Origin of the sequence: Buchnera aphidicola (Chaitoregma tattakana), from assembly GCF_039370165.1 — a bacterium.
In the GTDB taxonomy this organism is placed as follows: domain Bacteria; phylum Pseudomonadota; class Gammaproteobacteria; order Enterobacterales; family Enterobacteriaceae; genus Buchnera_G; species Buchnera_G aphidicola_F.
Window position 1 is genome coordinate 126216 of record NZ_CP134991.1, and the last position, 19068, is coordinate 145283.

13 protein-coding genes are annotated in these 19068 nt (G+C 22.0%); 11 read left to right on the forward strand and 2 right to left on the reverse strand.

Annotated elements, in window-relative coordinates; all coding sequences use genetic code 11:
* Positions 1–42 precede the first annotated feature (42 nt).
* From nuoG to RJI84_RS00630, 8 genes are all read left to right on the forward strand, one after another.
* Positions 43–2757, forward strand: coding sequence for an NADH-quinone oxidoreductase subunit NuoG (gene nuoG, locus RJI84_RS00595; protein ID WP_343189192.1), 2715 nt, complete (start codon positions 43–45; stop codon positions 2755–2757).
* A 27-nt stretch (positions 2758–2784) separates the two neighbouring features.
* Positions 2785–3735 (forward strand): NADH-quinone oxidoreductase subunit NuoH, encoded by a 951-nt coding sequence (nuoH, locus tag RJI84_RS00600; protein ID WP_343189193.1) that lies wholly within the window; start codon positions 2785–2787, stop codon positions 3733–3735.
* Positions 3736–3753: 18 nt separating this feature from the next.
* Complete coding sequence (gene nuoI / locus RJI84_RS00605) at positions 3754–4296, forward strand: NADH-quinone oxidoreductase subunit NuoI (RefSeq protein WP_428994305.1); 543 nt, start codon at positions 3754–3756, stop codon at positions 4294–4296.
* A 20-nt stretch (positions 4297–4316) separates the two neighbouring features.
* Positions 4317–4811, forward strand: a complete 495-nt coding sequence (locus RJI84_RS00610; RefSeq protein ID WP_343189195.1) for an NADH-quinone oxidoreductase subunit J — start codon at positions 4317–4319, stop codon at positions 4809–4811.
* Positions 4812–4838: 27 nt separating this feature from the next.
* Positions 4839–5141 carry an NADH-quinone oxidoreductase subunit NuoK gene (gene nuoK / locus RJI84_RS00615; protein WP_343189196.1) on the forward strand — a complete coding sequence of 101 codons (303 nt, stop codon included), beginning with the start codon at positions 4839–4841 and terminating at the stop codon, positions 5139–5141.
* Entirely contained in the window at positions 5138–6976 is a 1839-nt protein-coding gene (locus tag RJI84_RS00620) for an NADH-quinone oxidoreductase subunit L (protein ID WP_343189197.1), read from the forward strand. The genes nuoK and RJI84_RS00620 overlap by 4 nt, the downstream gene beginning before the upstream one ends.
* A gap of 130 nt (positions 6977–7106) precedes the next feature.
* The gene (locus RJI84_RS00625) at positions 7107–8594 is read left to right on the forward strand and encodes a complex I subunit 4 family protein (RefSeq protein WP_343189198.1); all 1488 of its coding nucleotides are present in this window, start codon (positions 7107–7109) and stop codon (positions 8592–8594) included.
* Positions 8595–8633: 39 nt separating this feature from the next.
* Positions 8634–10079 (forward strand): NADH-quinone oxidoreductase subunit N, encoded by a 1446-nt coding sequence (locus RJI84_RS00630; protein ID WP_343189199.1) that lies wholly within the window; start codon positions 8634–8636, stop codon positions 10077–10079.
* A 215-nt stretch (positions 10080–10294) separates the two neighbouring features.
* Here the strand turns inward: RJI84_RS00630 and RJI84_RS00635 are convergent, their stop codons facing one another.
* Positions 10295–11233: a ribose-phosphate pyrophosphokinase gene (locus tag RJI84_RS00635; protein WP_343189200.1), complete on the reverse strand. Its 939-nt coding sequence runs from the start codon at positions 11231–11233 to the stop codon at positions 10295–10297.
* A gap of 311 nt (positions 11234–11544) precedes the next feature.
* Between RJI84_RS00635 and prfA the strand changes: the two genes are divergently transcribed.
* From prfA to pta, 3 genes are all read left to right on the forward strand, one after another.
* The gene (prfA, locus tag RJI84_RS00640) at positions 11545–12630 is read left to right on the forward strand and encodes a peptide chain release factor 1 (RefSeq protein ID WP_343189201.1); all 1086 of its coding nucleotides are present in this window, start codon (positions 11545–11547) and stop codon (positions 12628–12630) included.
* 134 nt (positions 12631–12764) lie between these two features.
* Entirely contained in the window at positions 12765–13964 is a 1200-nt protein-coding gene (locus tag RJI84_RS00645; RefSeq protein ID WP_343189202.1) for an acetate/propionate family kinase, read from the forward strand.
* 58 nt (positions 13965–14022) lie between these two features.
* The gene (gene pta / locus RJI84_RS00650; RefSeq protein ID WP_343189203.1) at positions 14023–16143 is read left to right on the forward strand and encodes a phosphate acetyltransferase; all 2121 of its coding nucleotides are present in this window, start codon (positions 14023–14025) and stop codon (positions 16141–16143) included.
* A 311-nt stretch (positions 16144–16454) separates the two neighbouring features.
* Here the strand turns inward: pta and gyrA are convergent, their stop codons facing one another.
* The gene (gyrA, locus tag RJI84_RS00655; protein ID WP_343189204.1) at positions 16455–19001 is read right to left on the reverse strand and encodes a DNA topoisomerase (ATP-hydrolyzing) subunit A; all 2547 of its coding nucleotides are present in this window, start codon (positions 18999–19001) and stop codon (positions 16455–16457) included.
* Positions 19002–19068: the final 67 nt, after the last annotated feature.

Below are 19068 nucleotides of genomic sequence, written 5' to 3' on the forward strand. Positions count from 1 at the left end.
GCAATTGTTTTTAGCTAACTTATTATTTTCGGAAATTAAATTATGGCTACAATGTTAATAGATAAAAAACGATATGAAGTAGATTTGTCTAAAAATGTATTACAGAATTGTCTTTTACATAATATAAACATTCCATATTTTTGTTGGCATCCCACTTTAGGTAGTGTTGGATCGTGTAGACAATGTGCTGTAAAATATAGTTTTGTAGATAATAGTGGTGTGTTACAAAACAAAATAGTTATGTCTTGTATGCTTCAAACAATAGATAATATGGAAATTAATGTTAATGATATAGAAGCATATAAATTTAGAAAAAATATTATAGAATTGTTAATGTTGCATCATCCTCATGATTGCCCAATATGTCCAGAAGGAGGAAGTTGTCATTTACAGGATATGACTATGATATCAGGTCATAACAAAAGGCGTTATAGATATAATAAGAGAGTATATAAAAATCAGTATTTAGGAAAGTTTATATCGCATGAAATGAATAGGTGTATTTCTTGTTATAGATGTGTTAGATTCTATAAAGATTATGCTGGTGGAAAAGATTTTGATGTATATGGCTCATCTAATAACTTATACTTTGGAAGAGTAGAAGATGGTAGTTTAGAAAATGAACATTCTGGGAATTTGATAGAAATTTGTCCTACTGGAGTTTTTACTGATAAATTACATAATACAGATTATGTTAGAAAATGGGACATGCAACATTCTCCTAGTATATGTAACTTTTGTAGTGTTGGATGTAATATAATTGCCTGCGAAAGATTAGGGAAACTTAGAAAAGTAGAAAATAGATATAACGGTGATATCAATCAACATTTTATATGTGATTTAGGAAGATTTGGACATAATTTTGTAAATGAAAAAAATTTACCATCATATCCTATTTTGAATAATGGTAATAAATTTATAAAACTAGATAGAAAAATGGCTATTAAAGAAGCATCAAGAATATTGTCACGAGCAAAAAGGATATTAGGTATAGGTTCTTCTAGATCTAGTATAGAAAATAATTTTGCTTTATTGAATTTTGTAGGGCAAAAAAAATTTTCTAACGGAATGTTAGATAAAGAAAGTAAATGTTTAAATTTAATTATAAAGTTTTTAAAAAAAAATTGCATAAAAACTCCTACATTAAAAGAAATTGAAAGTTATGATGCTGCTATAGTAATAGGTCAAGACATTACTATCACAGCTCCTAGAATGTCTTTGTCAATAAGACAGTTAGTAAAAAAAACACTTAATCTTAATGCTATTAATTTCAAAAAAATATGCAATATTTTAAAAATTTCAACAATAGACAAAATTTTTGAAAAAAATCATAGCTCTTTGTTTACATTAAGTAATGATGTTACTAGTTTAAGGGATATCTCTAAAATAAATTTTTATGGGGATTATCAAGATCAATCTAGATTTTTATTTTTTTTAGAAAAAGTAATATGTAAAAACAAATTTGAAGAATGCAATTTTTTTAAATTAATAAAATCACAAGTTTTATATATTGCAAGTACATTTTTACAATGTAAAAAACCTCTAATAATATTAAGTTTAAATGATAATGATGTATTTTTAACAAAAGCATGTATTAATTTAATTAGTTCCATTTCTAAAATTAATAAAAATACTGGTAGTGTATTTATAACACAGAATTCTAATAGTATAGGTGTTTCTATAATGAGCAAAATTTCTTTAGAAAAAATATTGAATATAGCATGTACGAAAAGAAATGTTGCTATAATACTTATGGAAACAGATTTATATAGATTAGTTCCAAAAAAAATTATAAAAAAAATTGTATCGTTAAAAAACAAGATAATAGTTTTAGATCATTTAAACACTTGTAGTATTAAAAAGTTTAATTTGTCTCTTCCTTCTAACAGTTTTTTTGAAAGTACAGGAACTGTAATAAACTATGAAGTCAGAGCACAAAAATATTTTAAAGTTTTAGATAAAAAGATTTATAAAAAATCTTATATTAAACTTGATAGCTGGAAATGGTTAAGTGAAATATATTATAAAATCAATGGCATTAAGTCGGAGTGTTATAGTTTAGAAAGTATTATAAACTTAATTGTAATAAAAATTCCAGATTTAGAAGCAGTTAAAAGCTGTGCTCAAAGTTACAATTTTAGAATATTTGGGCAAAAGATACCAAGATATCCTAATAGAGCCAGCGGAAGAACTATTTTACGAAAAAATAAAGAAGATTTTAATAAAAATTTTATTAATGATTCTAGTACTATGTTTTCTTGTTCTATGGAAGGGGCAAATAATTTTAATAACAAAATCAGTCATATACCGTTTGTTTGGAATCCTGGAATAAATTCTTCGCATGCATGGAATAATATTGATGAAAAAAAATATTCTACTGGAAAAAAATTGTTTAATAAAGTAAAAAAGAATGTACACTCTCCATACGACATATTTTTTAAAAAAAACATTAACATGGAACATCTTGTTGTTACTAGATACAATTCTTTGTTTTCTATAGAAGAAATGACTCAATTTTCTAATTTTATATCTATAGATAGTGATTTTGTACAAGGTATTATTAATTATAATCATGCAAAATTTTTAAAACTAAAAAAAGGGCATATATTATTGTTTAGATTTAATTCTAAAACTTTTAAAGTGCAAATACATTTTTCAAAATTTTTAAAATCTGGTTATATATCTCTACCTATTGGTTCACGTGGAGTTCCATTGTTTTTAAATAGTTTTGTAATCAAAAAATTTAAAATAATATAAATTTATTAATTAAAAAGCAAAAATATCATGAATACTTTGTCGGATTTTATTGTAATTTTTTTACTTATATTTTTTATAACTCTAGTTGGAGCTTGTATTAGCATGTTTGAAAGAAGAATGTTAGCATTATTACAAAATAGATGCGGGCCAAATAGGGTAGGATGGTTTGGATGCTTACAAGTATTTTCAGATATGATAAAAATATTTTTTAAAGAAGATTGGATTCCTCCATTTAGTAAGAAGTTTATATTTTTTATATCTCCTATTATTTCATTTTGTATATCTCTATTTATGTTCTTTATTATTCCTTTTTCTAGTAGATATACTATATTACATTTAGATACAGGGATATTATTTTTTTTTATGTTATCTAGTTTAACTGTATATTCAATTATATTATCTGGGATATCTAGTAATAATAAATATTCTTTGTTAGGTGTAATTAGATCGATAGCACAAACTATTAGTTACGAAATTTTTTTAGGAATTTCATTAATGTCTATAGTTATTCAATCTGATTCATGTAATATTAATGATATTATACTTAGTCAAAAACACATTTGGAATATTGTTCCGCAATTTTTAAATTTTTTTGTGTTTTTTATAGCAAGTTTAGCTATTTGTCATAGACATCCTTTTGATCAGCCAGAATCTGAACAAGATATAGCTGGTGGATATCATATAGAATATTCTGGCATGAAGTTTGGTATGTTTTTTATTGCAGAATATATATCCATATTTTCTATTTCGGCTTTTATGTCTTGTATTTTTTTTGGAGGATATTTAGGTATTAGTTCTTTTCCTATGTTATGTTTACTTATAAAAACTTTTTTTTTAACTGTTTTGTTCATTTTAATAAGAGCATCAATACCTAGACCACGTTATGATCAAATAATTTCTTTTGGTTGGAAATTTTGTTTACCTGTGTCATTGTTAAATTTGTTTGGTACATCATTTTTTGTTCTAATGTATAATTAAAAGGAAAAAAAGTATATGTTGTTTTTAAAAAATTTTTTTTGTAATTTTTTTTCTCAAATAAGAAGTATGTTTTTAATAGCAAAGAACATTTTTAGCATTAGAGAAACTATTATGTATCCTGAAGAAAAAGTTAGATTGTCTCCAAGATATAAAGGTAGAATAATTTTAACTAAGGATAAAAATGGAAATGAAAGATGTGTAGCATGTAATTTATGTGCTTCTGTATGTCCTTCTAGTTGTATAGTATTGCAACAGTCTGTCAATAAAAATGGTAGACATTTTCCAAAATTTTTTAAGATAGATTTTTCTAGATGTATTTTTTGTGGTTTGTGCGAAGAGGCTTGTCCTACTTCTGCTATACAGTTAATACCTGATTTTGAACTTGCTGATTATAAAAAAGAAGATTTAATATATGAAAAAGAAGATTTAATAATAGAAGGAGAAGGAAAACATTCAGACTATGATTTTTATTCTGTTTCAGGGGTAATACCATTAGAAAAAAATGGCTCCAGAAAACGTAATATTAACGATCATGTAAATGTAAAAAAAATATTACCTTAATTATAATTAGGAAAGTTTATATGAAATTTATGTTTTTTATATCTAGTTTTATATTATTAGCTTCCATATTTTTCATAATTTTTGGAAGTAATTTACTGTATTCAACATTATTATTAATAGTTTCATTTTTATCTACTTCTATTATATTCTTTTTGTTAGGATCATATTTAGCTGGGTTTCTTCATGTCATTATTTACTCTGGAGCAATTTTGCTATTATTTGTATTTGTTATTATGATAATTAATAGTAGTAGTAGATTTATTTCAACTATTGATGTAAAAAATGTTGTTAAAATATGTATATATTTTTTTATTTGTATTGTATTTTTCTTAGACATTACATATCCTATGTACAAATGTTTTAATGGTACTAAATTTTTCCAGTTAGTCAGCCCTGATAGAGTGGGAATTGTCTTATTTTCAGATTATTTTTTTGTGATAGAATTGTCTGCTGTGTTACTACTTGAAGCTTTAATAATAACATTCTATTTTAATAAAGATTATAAAGATTTTTAAACATATTTTTAATATCAAGGATCTTTTATGATATCTGCATTTTATTGTTTTATATTGTCTGCTGCTATGTTTTCATTAGGAATTTTAGTGTTTGTTATAAAAAAAAACTTTTTTTTAATGTTAATAGGTTTAGAAATTATGATAAATTCTTGTTTACTGCTTTTTATATCTTCAGGAAACTATTGGAATGATGCTTTAGGTCAAATAATTTATATATTTATAATTACCATATCTGCAGTAGAAGTATGTATAAATTTATCATTATTGTTCAAATTTTATAAGATTAATAATACGTTAAATGTAAATTCATTGAGTGAGTTAAAAAAATGAGTATTATTCTTGGCACTTTTTTGTTTCCTATATTAGGTTTTTTTTTATCAATTTTTTTAAAGAAAATTTTTAATAAAAAAATTTTATTTTTTATAGGGTTTTTTTCGTTGTTAGCATCATTTTTATCTAGTTTATTTAGTTTATATTTTTTTTATAAGTTAAAAAAACATTTTTTTTTATTTAATTTATGGAATTTAATGTCTGTAGATAAGTTTAAATTTAATATTAGTTTTTTGTTGGATGAGTTATCTTTATACATGTTAATAATGATAACAGGAATAGGAATTATAATATATTCTTTTTCTTATTGGTATATGTATTTGGAGGAGGAAGTTACAAAATTTTTTTCTTATATAAACTTGTTTATATCAAGTATGTCTATTTTAGTTTTGTCAGATAATTTTCTATTACTATATTTTGGCTGGGAAAGTGTAGGAATTTGTTCCTATCTTTTAGTAAGTTTTTACAATAAAAATTGTAAAAACGTTTTTTATTCAATAAAATCTTTTTTAATTTCTAAGATAAGTGATATATTTTTTTTAATATCTATATTGTTGATATATTATTGTTTTAAAACTTTTAATATAATAGAAATATCAAAAATTTTAAATTTAAATAATGGCTATCAAAATTTGTTTTTTATTAAATTAGTATGCATATTTTTATTATTATCTGCTATATCAAAGTCAGCACAATTTCCTTTTCATACTTGGTTACCATATGCTATGGTTGGTCCTACTACTGCATCTGCATTGATACATTCTGCTACTATGGTTACTTCAGGTGTATATTTAATATCTAGAGCGAGAGATATTTTTATATTTGACAACGAATTTTTTTTTATAATAAGTCTAGTTGGATCGGCTTCTATTGTTTTAGGGAGTATTCTAGCTATTTTTAATAAGGATATTAAAAAAATTTTAGCATATTCTACAATAAGTCAAATAGGATATATGTTTTTATCTATAGGAGCGAAAGCATGGAATGAAGCAATTTTATATTTAATTAGTCATGCAATTTTTAAATCTTTAATATTTATATCCACATGTTGTATAATTGCAAACAATAAAAATAATCAGAATATATTTAAGATAAGTATGTCTAAAGAAGATAATATTTTAGCCTACTTCTCTTTTTTAATAGGATCATTATCTTTAATGTCATTTCCTGTAATAACACTTGGTTTTTATAGTAAAGGGGAAATTTTATTTAAGATATTTGAATCAAAAAATTATTTATTTTTATATATAGCGATAATTGGATCAATATTTACTACTATATATACGTTAAGATTATTTTTGAATGTTTTAAGTTTAAACAAAGGTTCTATTTCAAAAAATTTACATGAAAATTTTTTTCATGATATACCTTTATTAGTATTAATGTTTTTTTCTACTTTTTTAGGTTTTTTTGCAATACCAAATTTATCTCACTTTTTTTGTCAGATTAACAAAAAAAATAATTTTTACAACTATTTAGAAGTTTTATCTAGTATAGTTACTATTGTTACATTTATTTTTTATTTTTTATCAAAAAAAAATAAACTTTTTACAAAAAAAAATTTTATATTAGAAAAAATATATACTTTTATAATTCCAATGTTCAAAAAAGATTTTTATATTAATAGTTTTTATACTTTTTTAGAGTATTTATACGTTTTTTTATCAAAAATTTTATATAAAGATATTTCTAAAAAATTTATATCTATAAGTATATTTTTTATAAAATTTTTTAATAAATTATTTTTAGAATTTCATTGTGGTAGTTTAAAAAGATATATAATAATTTTTTTTGTAGTATTAGTTTTTACTACTACATTAATAATGTTTATATAGTTTTATGTAATGTTTTTTTATATAAAAAAAAAAAAAAGAGTGGTTGTACTCTTTTAACATTGTGTTCTATTTATTAATAATTTAAAATTTTTAAAAGGGTTATTATTAATTTTTTTTAAAGGGTAAAAAAATGATACTTCCTTTTCTTATTTTTGTTCCTTTAGTCGGTGGAATATTTTCTTGGTTATTTCAATATTATAATAATAAATTACCTAAATTTATTACTATTTTTTATATGATATTAATGTTTTTTATAAATATAATTTTATTTATAAACGATGTATTACCCAAATTAAATGTGTTTAGTACATATGTATTTTCTAACAAGTTTTGTGCATCCTGGATATCTAGTTTTGGAATTAATTTTAGTCTTTATGCAGATAGATTTACGATATATATGATTTTTTTAGTAATTTTATTATCGTTTATTGCGTTATTTTTTTCTTATCAAGAAGATTATAAAAAATCTGGATCTTTTTATTTAAATATATCTATTTTAGTTTCTAGTATAATAGGAGCATTTTTGTCTACAGATTTATTTTTTTTCTTTTGCTTCTGTGAAATAATGATTTTTCCTATTTGTTTTTTAAATATTTTTTGGGGATTAAAAAAAATAGATTATGATAATAAAATAAAATCTATAAAGAGCTTTTTTATACATAGCCAAATTTCTTCTATTATTATGTTTGTTTCTATACTACTTTTAGTAAATTATTATCATCAAATTAGTGGAATATGGACTTTTAATTTTAATGTTTTAAAAAAATCTTTTATAAATAAAAGTTTTGTAGAAAATATAATTTTATGTGGTTTTTTATTGTCTTTTATAATAAAAATTCCTTCTATTCCGTTTCATACTTGGATGCCAAATATGTTTCTTTACTCTCCTAAAGGAAACATTGTCGATTTAGTAGGATTTTTATCAAAATTAGGAATATATGGATTATTAAGATTTTTTATTCCTATTTCTGGAAATATTTTACATAAAATTCAATTTTTTATGATTTTTTTAGGAATAGTAAATATTTTTTATGGTACATTTATGGCTAGCGTTAAAAATAATTTAAAGCATATTTTAGCTTATATAAATATTTCACATACAGGAATTATGTTGTTGTCAATATTTAATTTTAATAATTTGTCTTATGAAGGTTTATTATTATATATAATTTCTAGTACTATTTCTTCGTCTTCGTTGTTAGTTTTGTCTGGGAGACTATATAAAAAAACAAATACTTATAATTTAAAAAAGTTTAGTGGATTATGGAATTCTATAAGTTTGATTCCTAGTTTTTTTTTATTTTTTTCTCTGTCTAATTTTGGATTGCCTGGGACAGGAAACTTTATAAGTGAAATATTAATTTTTGTAGGTTTGTTTTTATCATTTCCAAAAATTTCAATACTTTTGACAATTAGTCTAATATTTTTTGCTTTTTGTTCTCTAAAGATGTTTCATAGAATTTTTTATGGAGATTTAAAAAAAGATTTTAAAACATGTGATTTAAGTTTTTTAGAATTGTTTTTAATTTTATTTTTAACTTTGTTACTGATTTTAATAGGACTATTTCCAAATTTTATATTTTATAATTTTAATTTTTTAAATATTTTTTTTAATTAATATGTTAGTTAATTTATTAGATATGAGGAATTTTTTAATATGTTATCTATAATTTTTAAATATATAGAATTTTGTCCATTTATAATTATGATGTTAAGTATTTCTTTTGGAATATTTTTTATAATATGTAAAAGAAATAGCTTAATAATGTTTTTAAATACTTTTTTTGGTATATTACTTACAAGTTACTATATATTATTTTTTAGAGTCAAGTTAGTTTCTGTTACAAATTTTTTTTATCATTTTGATAAATTTTCTATTTTTTTTAGTTTATTAATTTTATTCGTAGGCTTGATTACTTCTATTTTCGCATATTTTTATTTAAACAAAAACAAACCATATGTAGAAGAATATTATATATTATTGTTATTACTAGTTTTAGGAAGTGTTTCTTTAAATTTTGCTAAGCACATGTTAATTTTTTTTGTTAGCATGGAAATGATAACTTTATCTACAGTTGGATTAATTTATTTTTTTAAAGATTGTAAAAAATCTATAGAAGCTTCTTTAAAATATATGATATTTTCTAACTTTAGTTCAATATTTATATTATTTGGTTTTGGTATAATATATTTTTTTAACGGAAGTGTAGAATATTCAAATTTATTTTTGTTATTAGGAAAATATAATATTTATGAACAGGCGGTTGTATTTGTAGGAATACTTATGGTACTATTTGGAATTTTTTTTAAAATGTCGTTGTTTCCATTTCATTTTATTTTTCCTGACATATATCAAGTTTCCAATCCTTTAGTGTTAATATCTTTTTCCACTATAAACAAACTATCTTTTTTTAGTTTTTTATTATATTTTATTTCTACTACAATGATATTAAAATTTAGTTTTTTTTATAATCTTATACAAATCTTCGCTTTTTTATCTATTTTTTTTGGAAATTTTTTAGCTATATTTCAAAAAGATATTAAAAGATTGTTAGGATACGCTTCAATTAGTCAAGTAGGATATTTAATGATAGTTTTATTAAATATAAATTATTTTCCATTTTCTTCAGAAAATATGGTTCTATATTTTTTAAATTATGTATTATGTAATGTTTGTATTTTTGGATCTATGACAATAATTAATAAAAATTATTCTGGAAATAATACAAATAATGTTTTTTACAACATTTTTTATAAACATTCTTTGCTATTTAAATCTTTATATTTATCTTTTTTGTCTCTCTCCGGAATTCCCCTTACTATTGGATTTTTAAATAAATTGTACATGTTTTCTTCAGCAATATATAGTAAACTTTGGTATTTATTAGCTGTCACTACGTTTAGCAGCATTCTAGGGATGTATGTATATTTTAAGATATTAATGAGTCTATATAACTATAAAAAACATGAAAGTGATATTGATGTAGAAAATTTTTCATATACACAAAAAATTTTAGAGGTTATTATTTTTACTATTTCTATAACTTTAGTATTATTTAACTTTTTTCCGTGTAACGTATTTATTTTAAAAAATTTTTTTTAATATAATATATATATTGCTATAATTTTTATGAAGTATATAAATTTTAATATGTATTATATAATTTTATTATATTCAATAAATTTATTATTATAATTTTTCTATTATATAATTTTAAAAAGACAAAGATAAAATATACTTTGTCTTTATTATTTAAAATTAAGTTTTATTTTTTATTTTTTGCTTTTTTATAAAAGATTTAGTTATTTCAAGAAATTTTATGTTAGAAACATTTCAGAAATGGATTTTTCTTTGTTAATTCTTCTAATAGCTTCGGATAACATATTAGATAATTTAATTATTCTAACTTTTTGTATTTGTTTCATTTTTTTTTGTAAAGGTATTGTATCACATACTATTATCTGATCAATGCAAGAACTTTTCACGTTTTCTATTGCTTTTCCAGAAAAAACTGGATGAGTAGAATATGAAAAAACTTTTTTTGCTCCTTTTTCTTTTAACATAATTGCTGCATTACATAGTGTACCAGCAGTGTCTATAATATCATCTATTAAAATACAATTTCTATTTTTTATTTTTCCTATGATATTCATGACTTGTGATTCATTTTTTTTAGATCGTCTTTTATCTATTATAGCAATATCTTTATAATTTAACAGTTCCGCCACAGATCTTGTTCTTACCACTCCTCCTATGTCTGGAGATACTAATACTGGATTATTCAAGTTTATTTTTAATATATCTTTTGCTATAACTGGACTTGTAAACATATTATCTATAGGTATGTCAAAAAAACCTTGTATTTGCTCAGAATGTAAATCTACTGTTAAGACTCTATTCACTCCTACATTAGATAAAAAATTTGCAATAACTTTAGCTGTTATAGGTACTCTATATGATTTTACTCTTCTATCTTGTCTAGCATATCCAAAATACGGAATTACTGCAGTTATTCTTCTAGCAGATGCTCTTTTTAATGCGTCTATTATTATTACTAACTCCATTAAATTTTCATTGGCTGGATAACAAGTAGATTGTATTATAAAGACATCATGACCTCGTACATTTTCTTGTATATTAACGCTAATTTCTCCATCACTAAATTTAGTTACTTCAGCAATTCCTAACTTCATGTTTAAGGATTTTGCAATATCTTTAGACAAATTTTTTGTAGCATTGCCAGAAAAGATTTTCATATTTTTTAAAATTTTCCTTCTATAGAATTTACTATTTAATATTTTATTACAATATAAAATTTATTATTTAAAAAATTTATTTTTTTATTAAAATATTATTTTTATAACACAAAATTTTTAGTACAATTAAAATTATATTACTAAAATTTTTTATAATATTTTAGTATAATATAATATATTATATCAGTAATTTTATTAAAATTTTTATTAATATACATTTTTTTAATATAAATTTATGATTATATTTTTTTTGTAAACACTAAAAGTTTTGTACTTTTTTTTTAATAGTTTTATTATTACGAGTGAAATATATGGAAAAATTTATTGGAGCAAAATTATGTTTGTTTAATAAAAGGATTAAAGAAATAGAAAAAATATTTTGTAGTATAAGTTATAAAAATGACATTAAAAAATTTAATACTTTATCCAAAGAGTATCGTAAGTTAAAAAATATAACAAATTTGTTTAACATCTGGATTGTTAACAAAAAAGATATGCATCAGTACGCAGAACTTATGAAAGATTGCGATTTGTATGAATTAGCTAAAATAGAATATAATATTTTTAAGAAAAAAAAACATGAACTAGAAAAAAAAATATATAAACTTTTTTCGTATAAAAATGATAATAATAAAACTGGTTGTTTTATAGAGATTAGGTCTGCATCCGGAGGTGATGAAGCATCTATATTTGCTGGAGATTTATTTAGAATGTATACTAAATATTCTGAAATAAAAAGATGGAAAATTAAAATTGTGAGTCTTACTCATAGCGACAGAGGAGGTTTTAAAGAAGTTATTATGAAAATAAATGGTAAAAATGTTTTAAATAAATTAAGGTTTGAATCTGGTGGGCATCGAGTGCAAAGAATACCTAAAACTGAAAGTCAAGGAAGAACTCATACTTCCACTTGTACTATAGCAGTGATCCCAGAAGTTAAACATTCTAAGAAAATTTTAATAAAAAGTTCTGATCTTAAAATAGACACATTTAAATCTTCTGGTGCTGGAGGTCAGCATGTAAATACTACAGATTCTGCAATTCGTATAACACATATACCTACTGGAAACGTTGTGGAATGTCAGAATGAAAGGTCTCAGCACAAAAATAGGTCTAGAGCTATGGAAGTTTTGTATGCTAGAATAAAAAATCAAGAAGAAAAAAAAGTTAGAGAAAAAAATTCTAACATAAGAAAAAATTTGTTGGGAAGTGGAGATAGGTCTGATCGGAATAGAACATATAATTTTGCACAAAATAGAATCACCGATCATAGAATAAACTTGAGTTTGTATTGTTTAGATAAAGTATTAAATGGTGCATTAGATTTAATAATAGATCCTATTATTAGAAAATATGAAGTAGAAAACTTTTTTGCATTTGATAAGAACATATACTAATATATTTAAATATCATTTTTTTATAATATTTTATATAATTTTTTTAGTAAAAGTTTAAGAAATTATTATATTGTAAAAAATAGTTTTAAAATTTTTTCAAAATCAAAACTATTAGAATAATAGGATTTTATATTATGAAAAACTTAGTATTAGTTTTGAATTGCGGCAGTTCTTCAATAAAATTTTCTGTTTTAGATCCGAATAATGAAGTTGTATATTTAAATGGAGAAGCCAGTGCGCTAAATTTAGATTCTTCTTCAATAATATGGAATACAAAAAATAACAAAAAAATTTCAGTTTGTAAAAAGTTTATGTCTCATAATTATGCTATTGAATATTTATGTAAAGAAATATTGTTAGAGAAAAATAGTTTGTTGTTTTCTAAAATTATTGGTTTTGGTCATAGAGTAGTTAACGGGGGAATAAATTTTAAAAAATCTGTTTTAATTGATAATTTAGTAATTAAAAAATTAGAAAAATGTATTTTTTTAGCTCCTATTCACAATCCATTAAATTTAATGGGAATAAAAAAGTTTATTAAACTTTTTCCAAAATTACATAACAAAAATGTTGCAGTATTTGACACTAGTTTCCATTATAAAATTCCAAAAATGTCTTATTTATATGCAATACCAAAAGAATTTTATTATAAATATTCTATAAGAAAGTATGGCGCTCATGGAATTAGTTGTAACTACATATTACAAAAATCCTCTAAAATATTTAAAAAAAATATAAAATGTTTAAATGTAATAATTTGTCATCTTGGAAACGGTTCTTCTGTATCCGTAGTAAAAAATGGTGTATGTATAGATACTTCTATGGGGTTTACTCCGACAGATGGTTTAATCATGGGTACCAGGTCTGGAGATATAGATCCTTCTATAATATTTTATATGAATGAAAACTTGGGAATTAGTATAAAAGATATAAAAAATATTTTGAACAATAAGTCAGGAATATTAGCGCTGAATGGTAAAAGCAGTGATTTTAGACATTCTGAAAATAAATATTATTCATCTGAAATAGATAAGTTAACTATAACAATGTTTTGCTATAGATTAGCAAAATATATAAGTTCATATTTTTTTTTAATAAAAAATAAAATTGATGCTATAATATTTACTGGAGGAATAGGAACTAATTCAAGTTTAGCAAGAAAAATTACTATACATTATTTAAATTCTTTAAATTTTTATATAGATAATAAAAAGAATCAAAAGAAATGTCTAGATTTTAACTTTATTAATAAAAATGATACAATTCCTATATTAGTAATTTCTACTAATGAAGAAATAGTGATAGCTAAAGATACTTTTAATTTAGTAAGTTAAAAGTTATAATATTTTTATTTAGCATATATTAAACAATAAAACAATTATAGGTGCTATTTTGTTAAGTTCAATAATTTTAATTCCAATTGGCAGAAAAGTAGATCTCACTTCAATATCTTTAAACTTAATATATTTAATGCAAAAAAAAAAAATTAAAACAACTTTTTTTAAAATAATTTATGAAAAATGTGCAAAATCTAGTTTAGATCATACTACTAGAATTATTAATAAAAACAAACTTTCCAATTTTATAGTGCCTATTATAGTAAAAGACATTTTAGTTTTATCAGATAAAAAAAAATATAATTTTTTTTTAGAAAAATGTATAGAAAAATATTATTCACTAGATAACACAAATAAAATTATGTTATTAGAAGGAATTAGTACAAAATATAATAGTTATATAGAAAGAAAATTTAATATAGATTTTGCTAGAAGCATAAATTCAAAAGTTATATTTGTTTGTAATCATGACACATTTTTTTATGATTATAATTTTAAGATCATAAAACATTTTTTTTTAAAATATTTTCGTATGAATAATAGTTGTATATTAGGTACTATTGTACACAAATATGAAAAAAAATATATAAAAAATTGCTTTAAAGTAAAGCCTTACATAGATAATAAAAATATACAAAATAAAATTTTTTATAAAAAATTGCTAAAGTTACACCATTTTAAAAAATCTTTAAATCTATTAACTACAGTTTTTTGGACTATAAGAGAATATAAAATTTGTACATCTATGTTATTTAACATAATTTCAATAAAATATTTATATGATAAGAAAACTTTTTTAAAAAAAATAAAATTTTTTATTTTTGAAAATTTTAGTATTAATTGTAATAAACATTTTTATAAATACTGCATATTAATTGTAGATACTAATAATAGTATGATTTTTAATAACTTTTTGTCAGTTTTATATAAAAATTTTTATATAGGTGCTATTTTATTAGTAGGTAACAAAAACAATGTTAGACGTTTTACTAAATTATTTTTTTATGCTTATAGAAAAAATATCCCTGTATTTTTTTCTAATAATAGTATATTTAAAATTTTTGATTCTTTAAAAACTTTTTCTAAATATAATTTAGATATTTATTATAATATGAATAAATCAATTATAAAAAATAATTTTTTATTTAAAATAGATGAATTGTTTAAAAATATTTTTTCTAGAAGTGAAAATTTTTTTTTAACTCCTTACTATTTTAAATATTATTTAAAAAAGAGAGCCAAATTTTTTTATAATAGTATTATATTTCCAGAAGGATACGAAATAAGAATTCTGAAAGCAGTTTCTATATGCGCTAAAGAAAAAATAGCTAGATGTGTGTTGTTAGGTAATAAAAAAAAGATACAAAAGTTGTTAATAGATAACAATATATATTTAGATAATAATATAAGTATTATAAATCCTAAAAGTATTAGAAATAAATATATAAATTTATTTATAAAAAGTAGATTGCCTAAGATTTTAAGTGAGTCTGATGCTAAAAAATTGTTACAAGATAATTGCGTATTAGCAACTTTGATGTTAAAAAATAATGAATTTGATTGTTTAGTTTCCGGATCCGCTAACACCACGGCTAATACTATTAGACCAGCTTTACAAATTATTAAAACTAAGCCTTCGTCTTCTTTAGTATCTTCTTTCTTTTTTATGCTGCTAGAAGAAAAAGTTGTAATATATGCAGATTGTGCTATTAACATAAATCCTGACTCATATCAATTAGCTGAAATTGCTATTGAGACAGCCAATTCTGCTCGTAAGTTTGGAATATTTCCTAAAATAGCTATGATTTCATATTCTACTGAAAGTTCCGGAAGTGGTTCTTCAGTCGATAAAGTAAGACAGGCTACTGCTATTATAAAAAGAAAAAAACCTAATTTGTTAGTAGATGGTCCAGTACAATATGATGTTGCAATTAGTAGTAAAATATCTAAATTAAAAAATTATAATTCTAATATTTCTGGTATAGCTAATATATTTATTTTTCCAGATTTAAATACTGGAAACACTGTTTATAAAGCGGTACAAAATTCTACTAATGCGATTGCCATAGGGCCTATTCTTCAAGGAATAAATAAACCTGTTAACGATTTGTCTAGAGGTGCTACAATTGAAGATATAATTTATACTTCGGCAGTAACTTCTATACAACTTGAGTAATTTAATATTGTAGAAATTTTATAGAAATAAGAACATAAATAAAAAATCTTATTTCTATAAAAATATTTTATATAAAAAATATTTTTTTTAATTTATAAAATTGTATAAAAATATCGTGGTTTTTATTATTTTTAAACAATATTAAAAATGTAATGTTTTCACATTCTTTTTACTTTATTTTTTTTACAGTATGTTACAAACTTGTTAAAAAAAAATTTTATCATAATTTTATAAAAAAATATTTTACTTAATATTTTTTTATAAATTTTTTAAATTTTTGTTAAAGAATGTTTATATTAAAATTAAAAAAGTTATAGTTTTTTATTTAATTTAGGAATAGTGACTTTTTGTAATGCTACTACCTTTTCTTGTTTTTTTGTTCTTATTAAAATAACTCCTTGAGTATTTCTACTCAATACTCCTATTTCAGATACTCTAGTTCTTACTAAAATTCCTGAGTTTGTAATCATTATTATTTCATTATTTTTTGTTACTTGTATTGAAGCTATTACTACACCATTTTTTTTTGTTATTTTTATAGAAATTATTCCTCTAGTAGCTCTAGATTTTATTGGAAATTCTGAAACTTTTGTTCTCTTTCCATATCCATTTTGTGTAACTGTTAAAATTTCTCCATGCTTTTTAGGTATTATTAGAGAAACTACTTTATCCTTTTTATTTATTTTTATTCCTCTTACACCGGCTGCATTTCTACCCATTTTCCTAACATAGTTTTCTGAAAAATGTACTACTTTACCTTGTGAAGTAAATAACATTACAGTATCTGATCCATTAGTTAAAGATACTCCTATTAATTCATCTCCTTTGTTTAAATTAATTGCTATGATACCTGAATTTCTTTGTTTTTGAAACTTTGTTAATGAGGTTTTTTTTACTATTCCATTTAGAGTTGCCATAAAAATATTTGTGTTTTGACTATATTTGCATACTGGTAAAATTGCTGTGATTCTTTCATTAAATTTTAAAGGTAATAAATTTACTATTGGCTTTCCTCTGGTGTTTCTATGTGATATAGGAAGTTGATATACTTTCATCCAATATATTATACCTCGACTAGAAAAGCATAGTATAGTATCATGAGTATTAGTTACTAATAAGCATTCTATAAAATCTTTTTCTTTAATTTTTGCCGCTAATTTACCTCTGCCTCCTCTTCTTTGAGCATTGTAATCTGATAAAGGTTGGTATTTTACATATCCTGAATGTGATAAGGTTACTACTACATCTTTTTTAGTTATTACATCTTCTATATTAATTTTAGAAATTTCATGTTTTATTTTAGTTCTTCTTTTGTCACCAAACTGTTTTTTTATATGTTCTAATTCCTTTTTTATTACATGTGTTAATTTATTTTTATAATTTATTATATTAGTTAATTTTTTTATTTTATTTAATATTTCTTTATATTCTGTATGAATTTTTTTACTTTCTAAATTAGTTATGTTTTGTAATTTTAGGTCTAAAATTGCTATAGATTGTTTTTTTGTCAAAAAATATTTTTCATTTGTTATATTTTTTTTATGCTCTTGATAATCTTCTAATATTATATTTTTTTCCAAAAGCATTTTATAAAAGTTGTTCTTTTTAATTTTCCATGTTTTTTTCAATAAAATATTCTTTGCATATGACATATTTGGAGATTTTTTTATTATTTTTATTATTATATCTATATTATTTATTGCTACTTCAAATCCTTCTAATAAATTAGATCTTTCATAGTTTTTTTTTAATTCAAAAATGCTTCTCCTAATTACTATTTCTTTTCTGTGATATAAAAAAGCATTTAAAATTTCTTTTAAAGACATAATTTTAGGTTTTCCGTTATATAATGCAACCATATTAATTCCAAAAGAAATTTGTAAATTACTTAATAAATACAGTTTGTTTAAAATTACTTCTGCAATAGCGTCTTTTTTTATTTCTATTACTATTCTTAGTCCTTCTTTGTCTGATTCATCCCTTAAAGTACTAATACCTTTTATTTTTTTTTCTTTTATAAGATTAGAAATTTTTTCTATTAATTTAGACTTATTTACTTGATATGGTATTTCTTGCACTATTATGCTTTCTTTTTTAGTTTTTTTATTTTTTTTTATAAAACTTTTTGCTCTAATATATATTTTGCCTTTTCCTGTTTCATATGCTTTCTTAATACCTTCATGTCCATGTATTATTCCTCTTGTTGGAAAATCTGGTCCTGGTATTTCTTTCATTAAGTCTTCTAAAGAAATTTTCTTATTTTCTAGATATTTCATACATCCATTGATTACTTCTTTAATATTATGAGGAGGTATGTTGGTAGCCATACCTACTGCGATTCCAGAAGATCCATTTATTAGTATGTTGGGTATTTTTGTAGGTAAAATTTCTGGTATTTTTTCTGTATCATCATAGTTAGATACAAATTTAACAGTATTTTTATTTAAATCATTAATGAATTCATGAGAAATTTTTGACATTTTTATTTCAGTATATCGCATGGCAGCAGCAGAATCTCCGTCTATAGATCCAAAATTTCCTTGCCCTTTTATTAGCATGTATCTTAAAGAAAATGGTTGTGCCATTCTTACTATTGCTTCATATACAGCAGAATCTCCATGAGGATGATATTTACCAATTACATCACCTACTATACGTGCGGATTTTTTATATGGTTTATTATAATAGTTTTTTAATACATTCATTGCAAACAATATTCTTCTATGAACTGGTTTTAATCCATCTCTAACGTCTGGTAAAGCTCTACCTATTATTACTGACATAGCATAGTCTAAATATGAATTTTTTAATTCTTTTTCTATATAGACGTTTTCTATATCTTTATAATCTGTCTGCATTTTTTTTCATTTCCTAATATTTTTTGTATATAATATTAATATAATATTATTAATTTTATTAAATTAA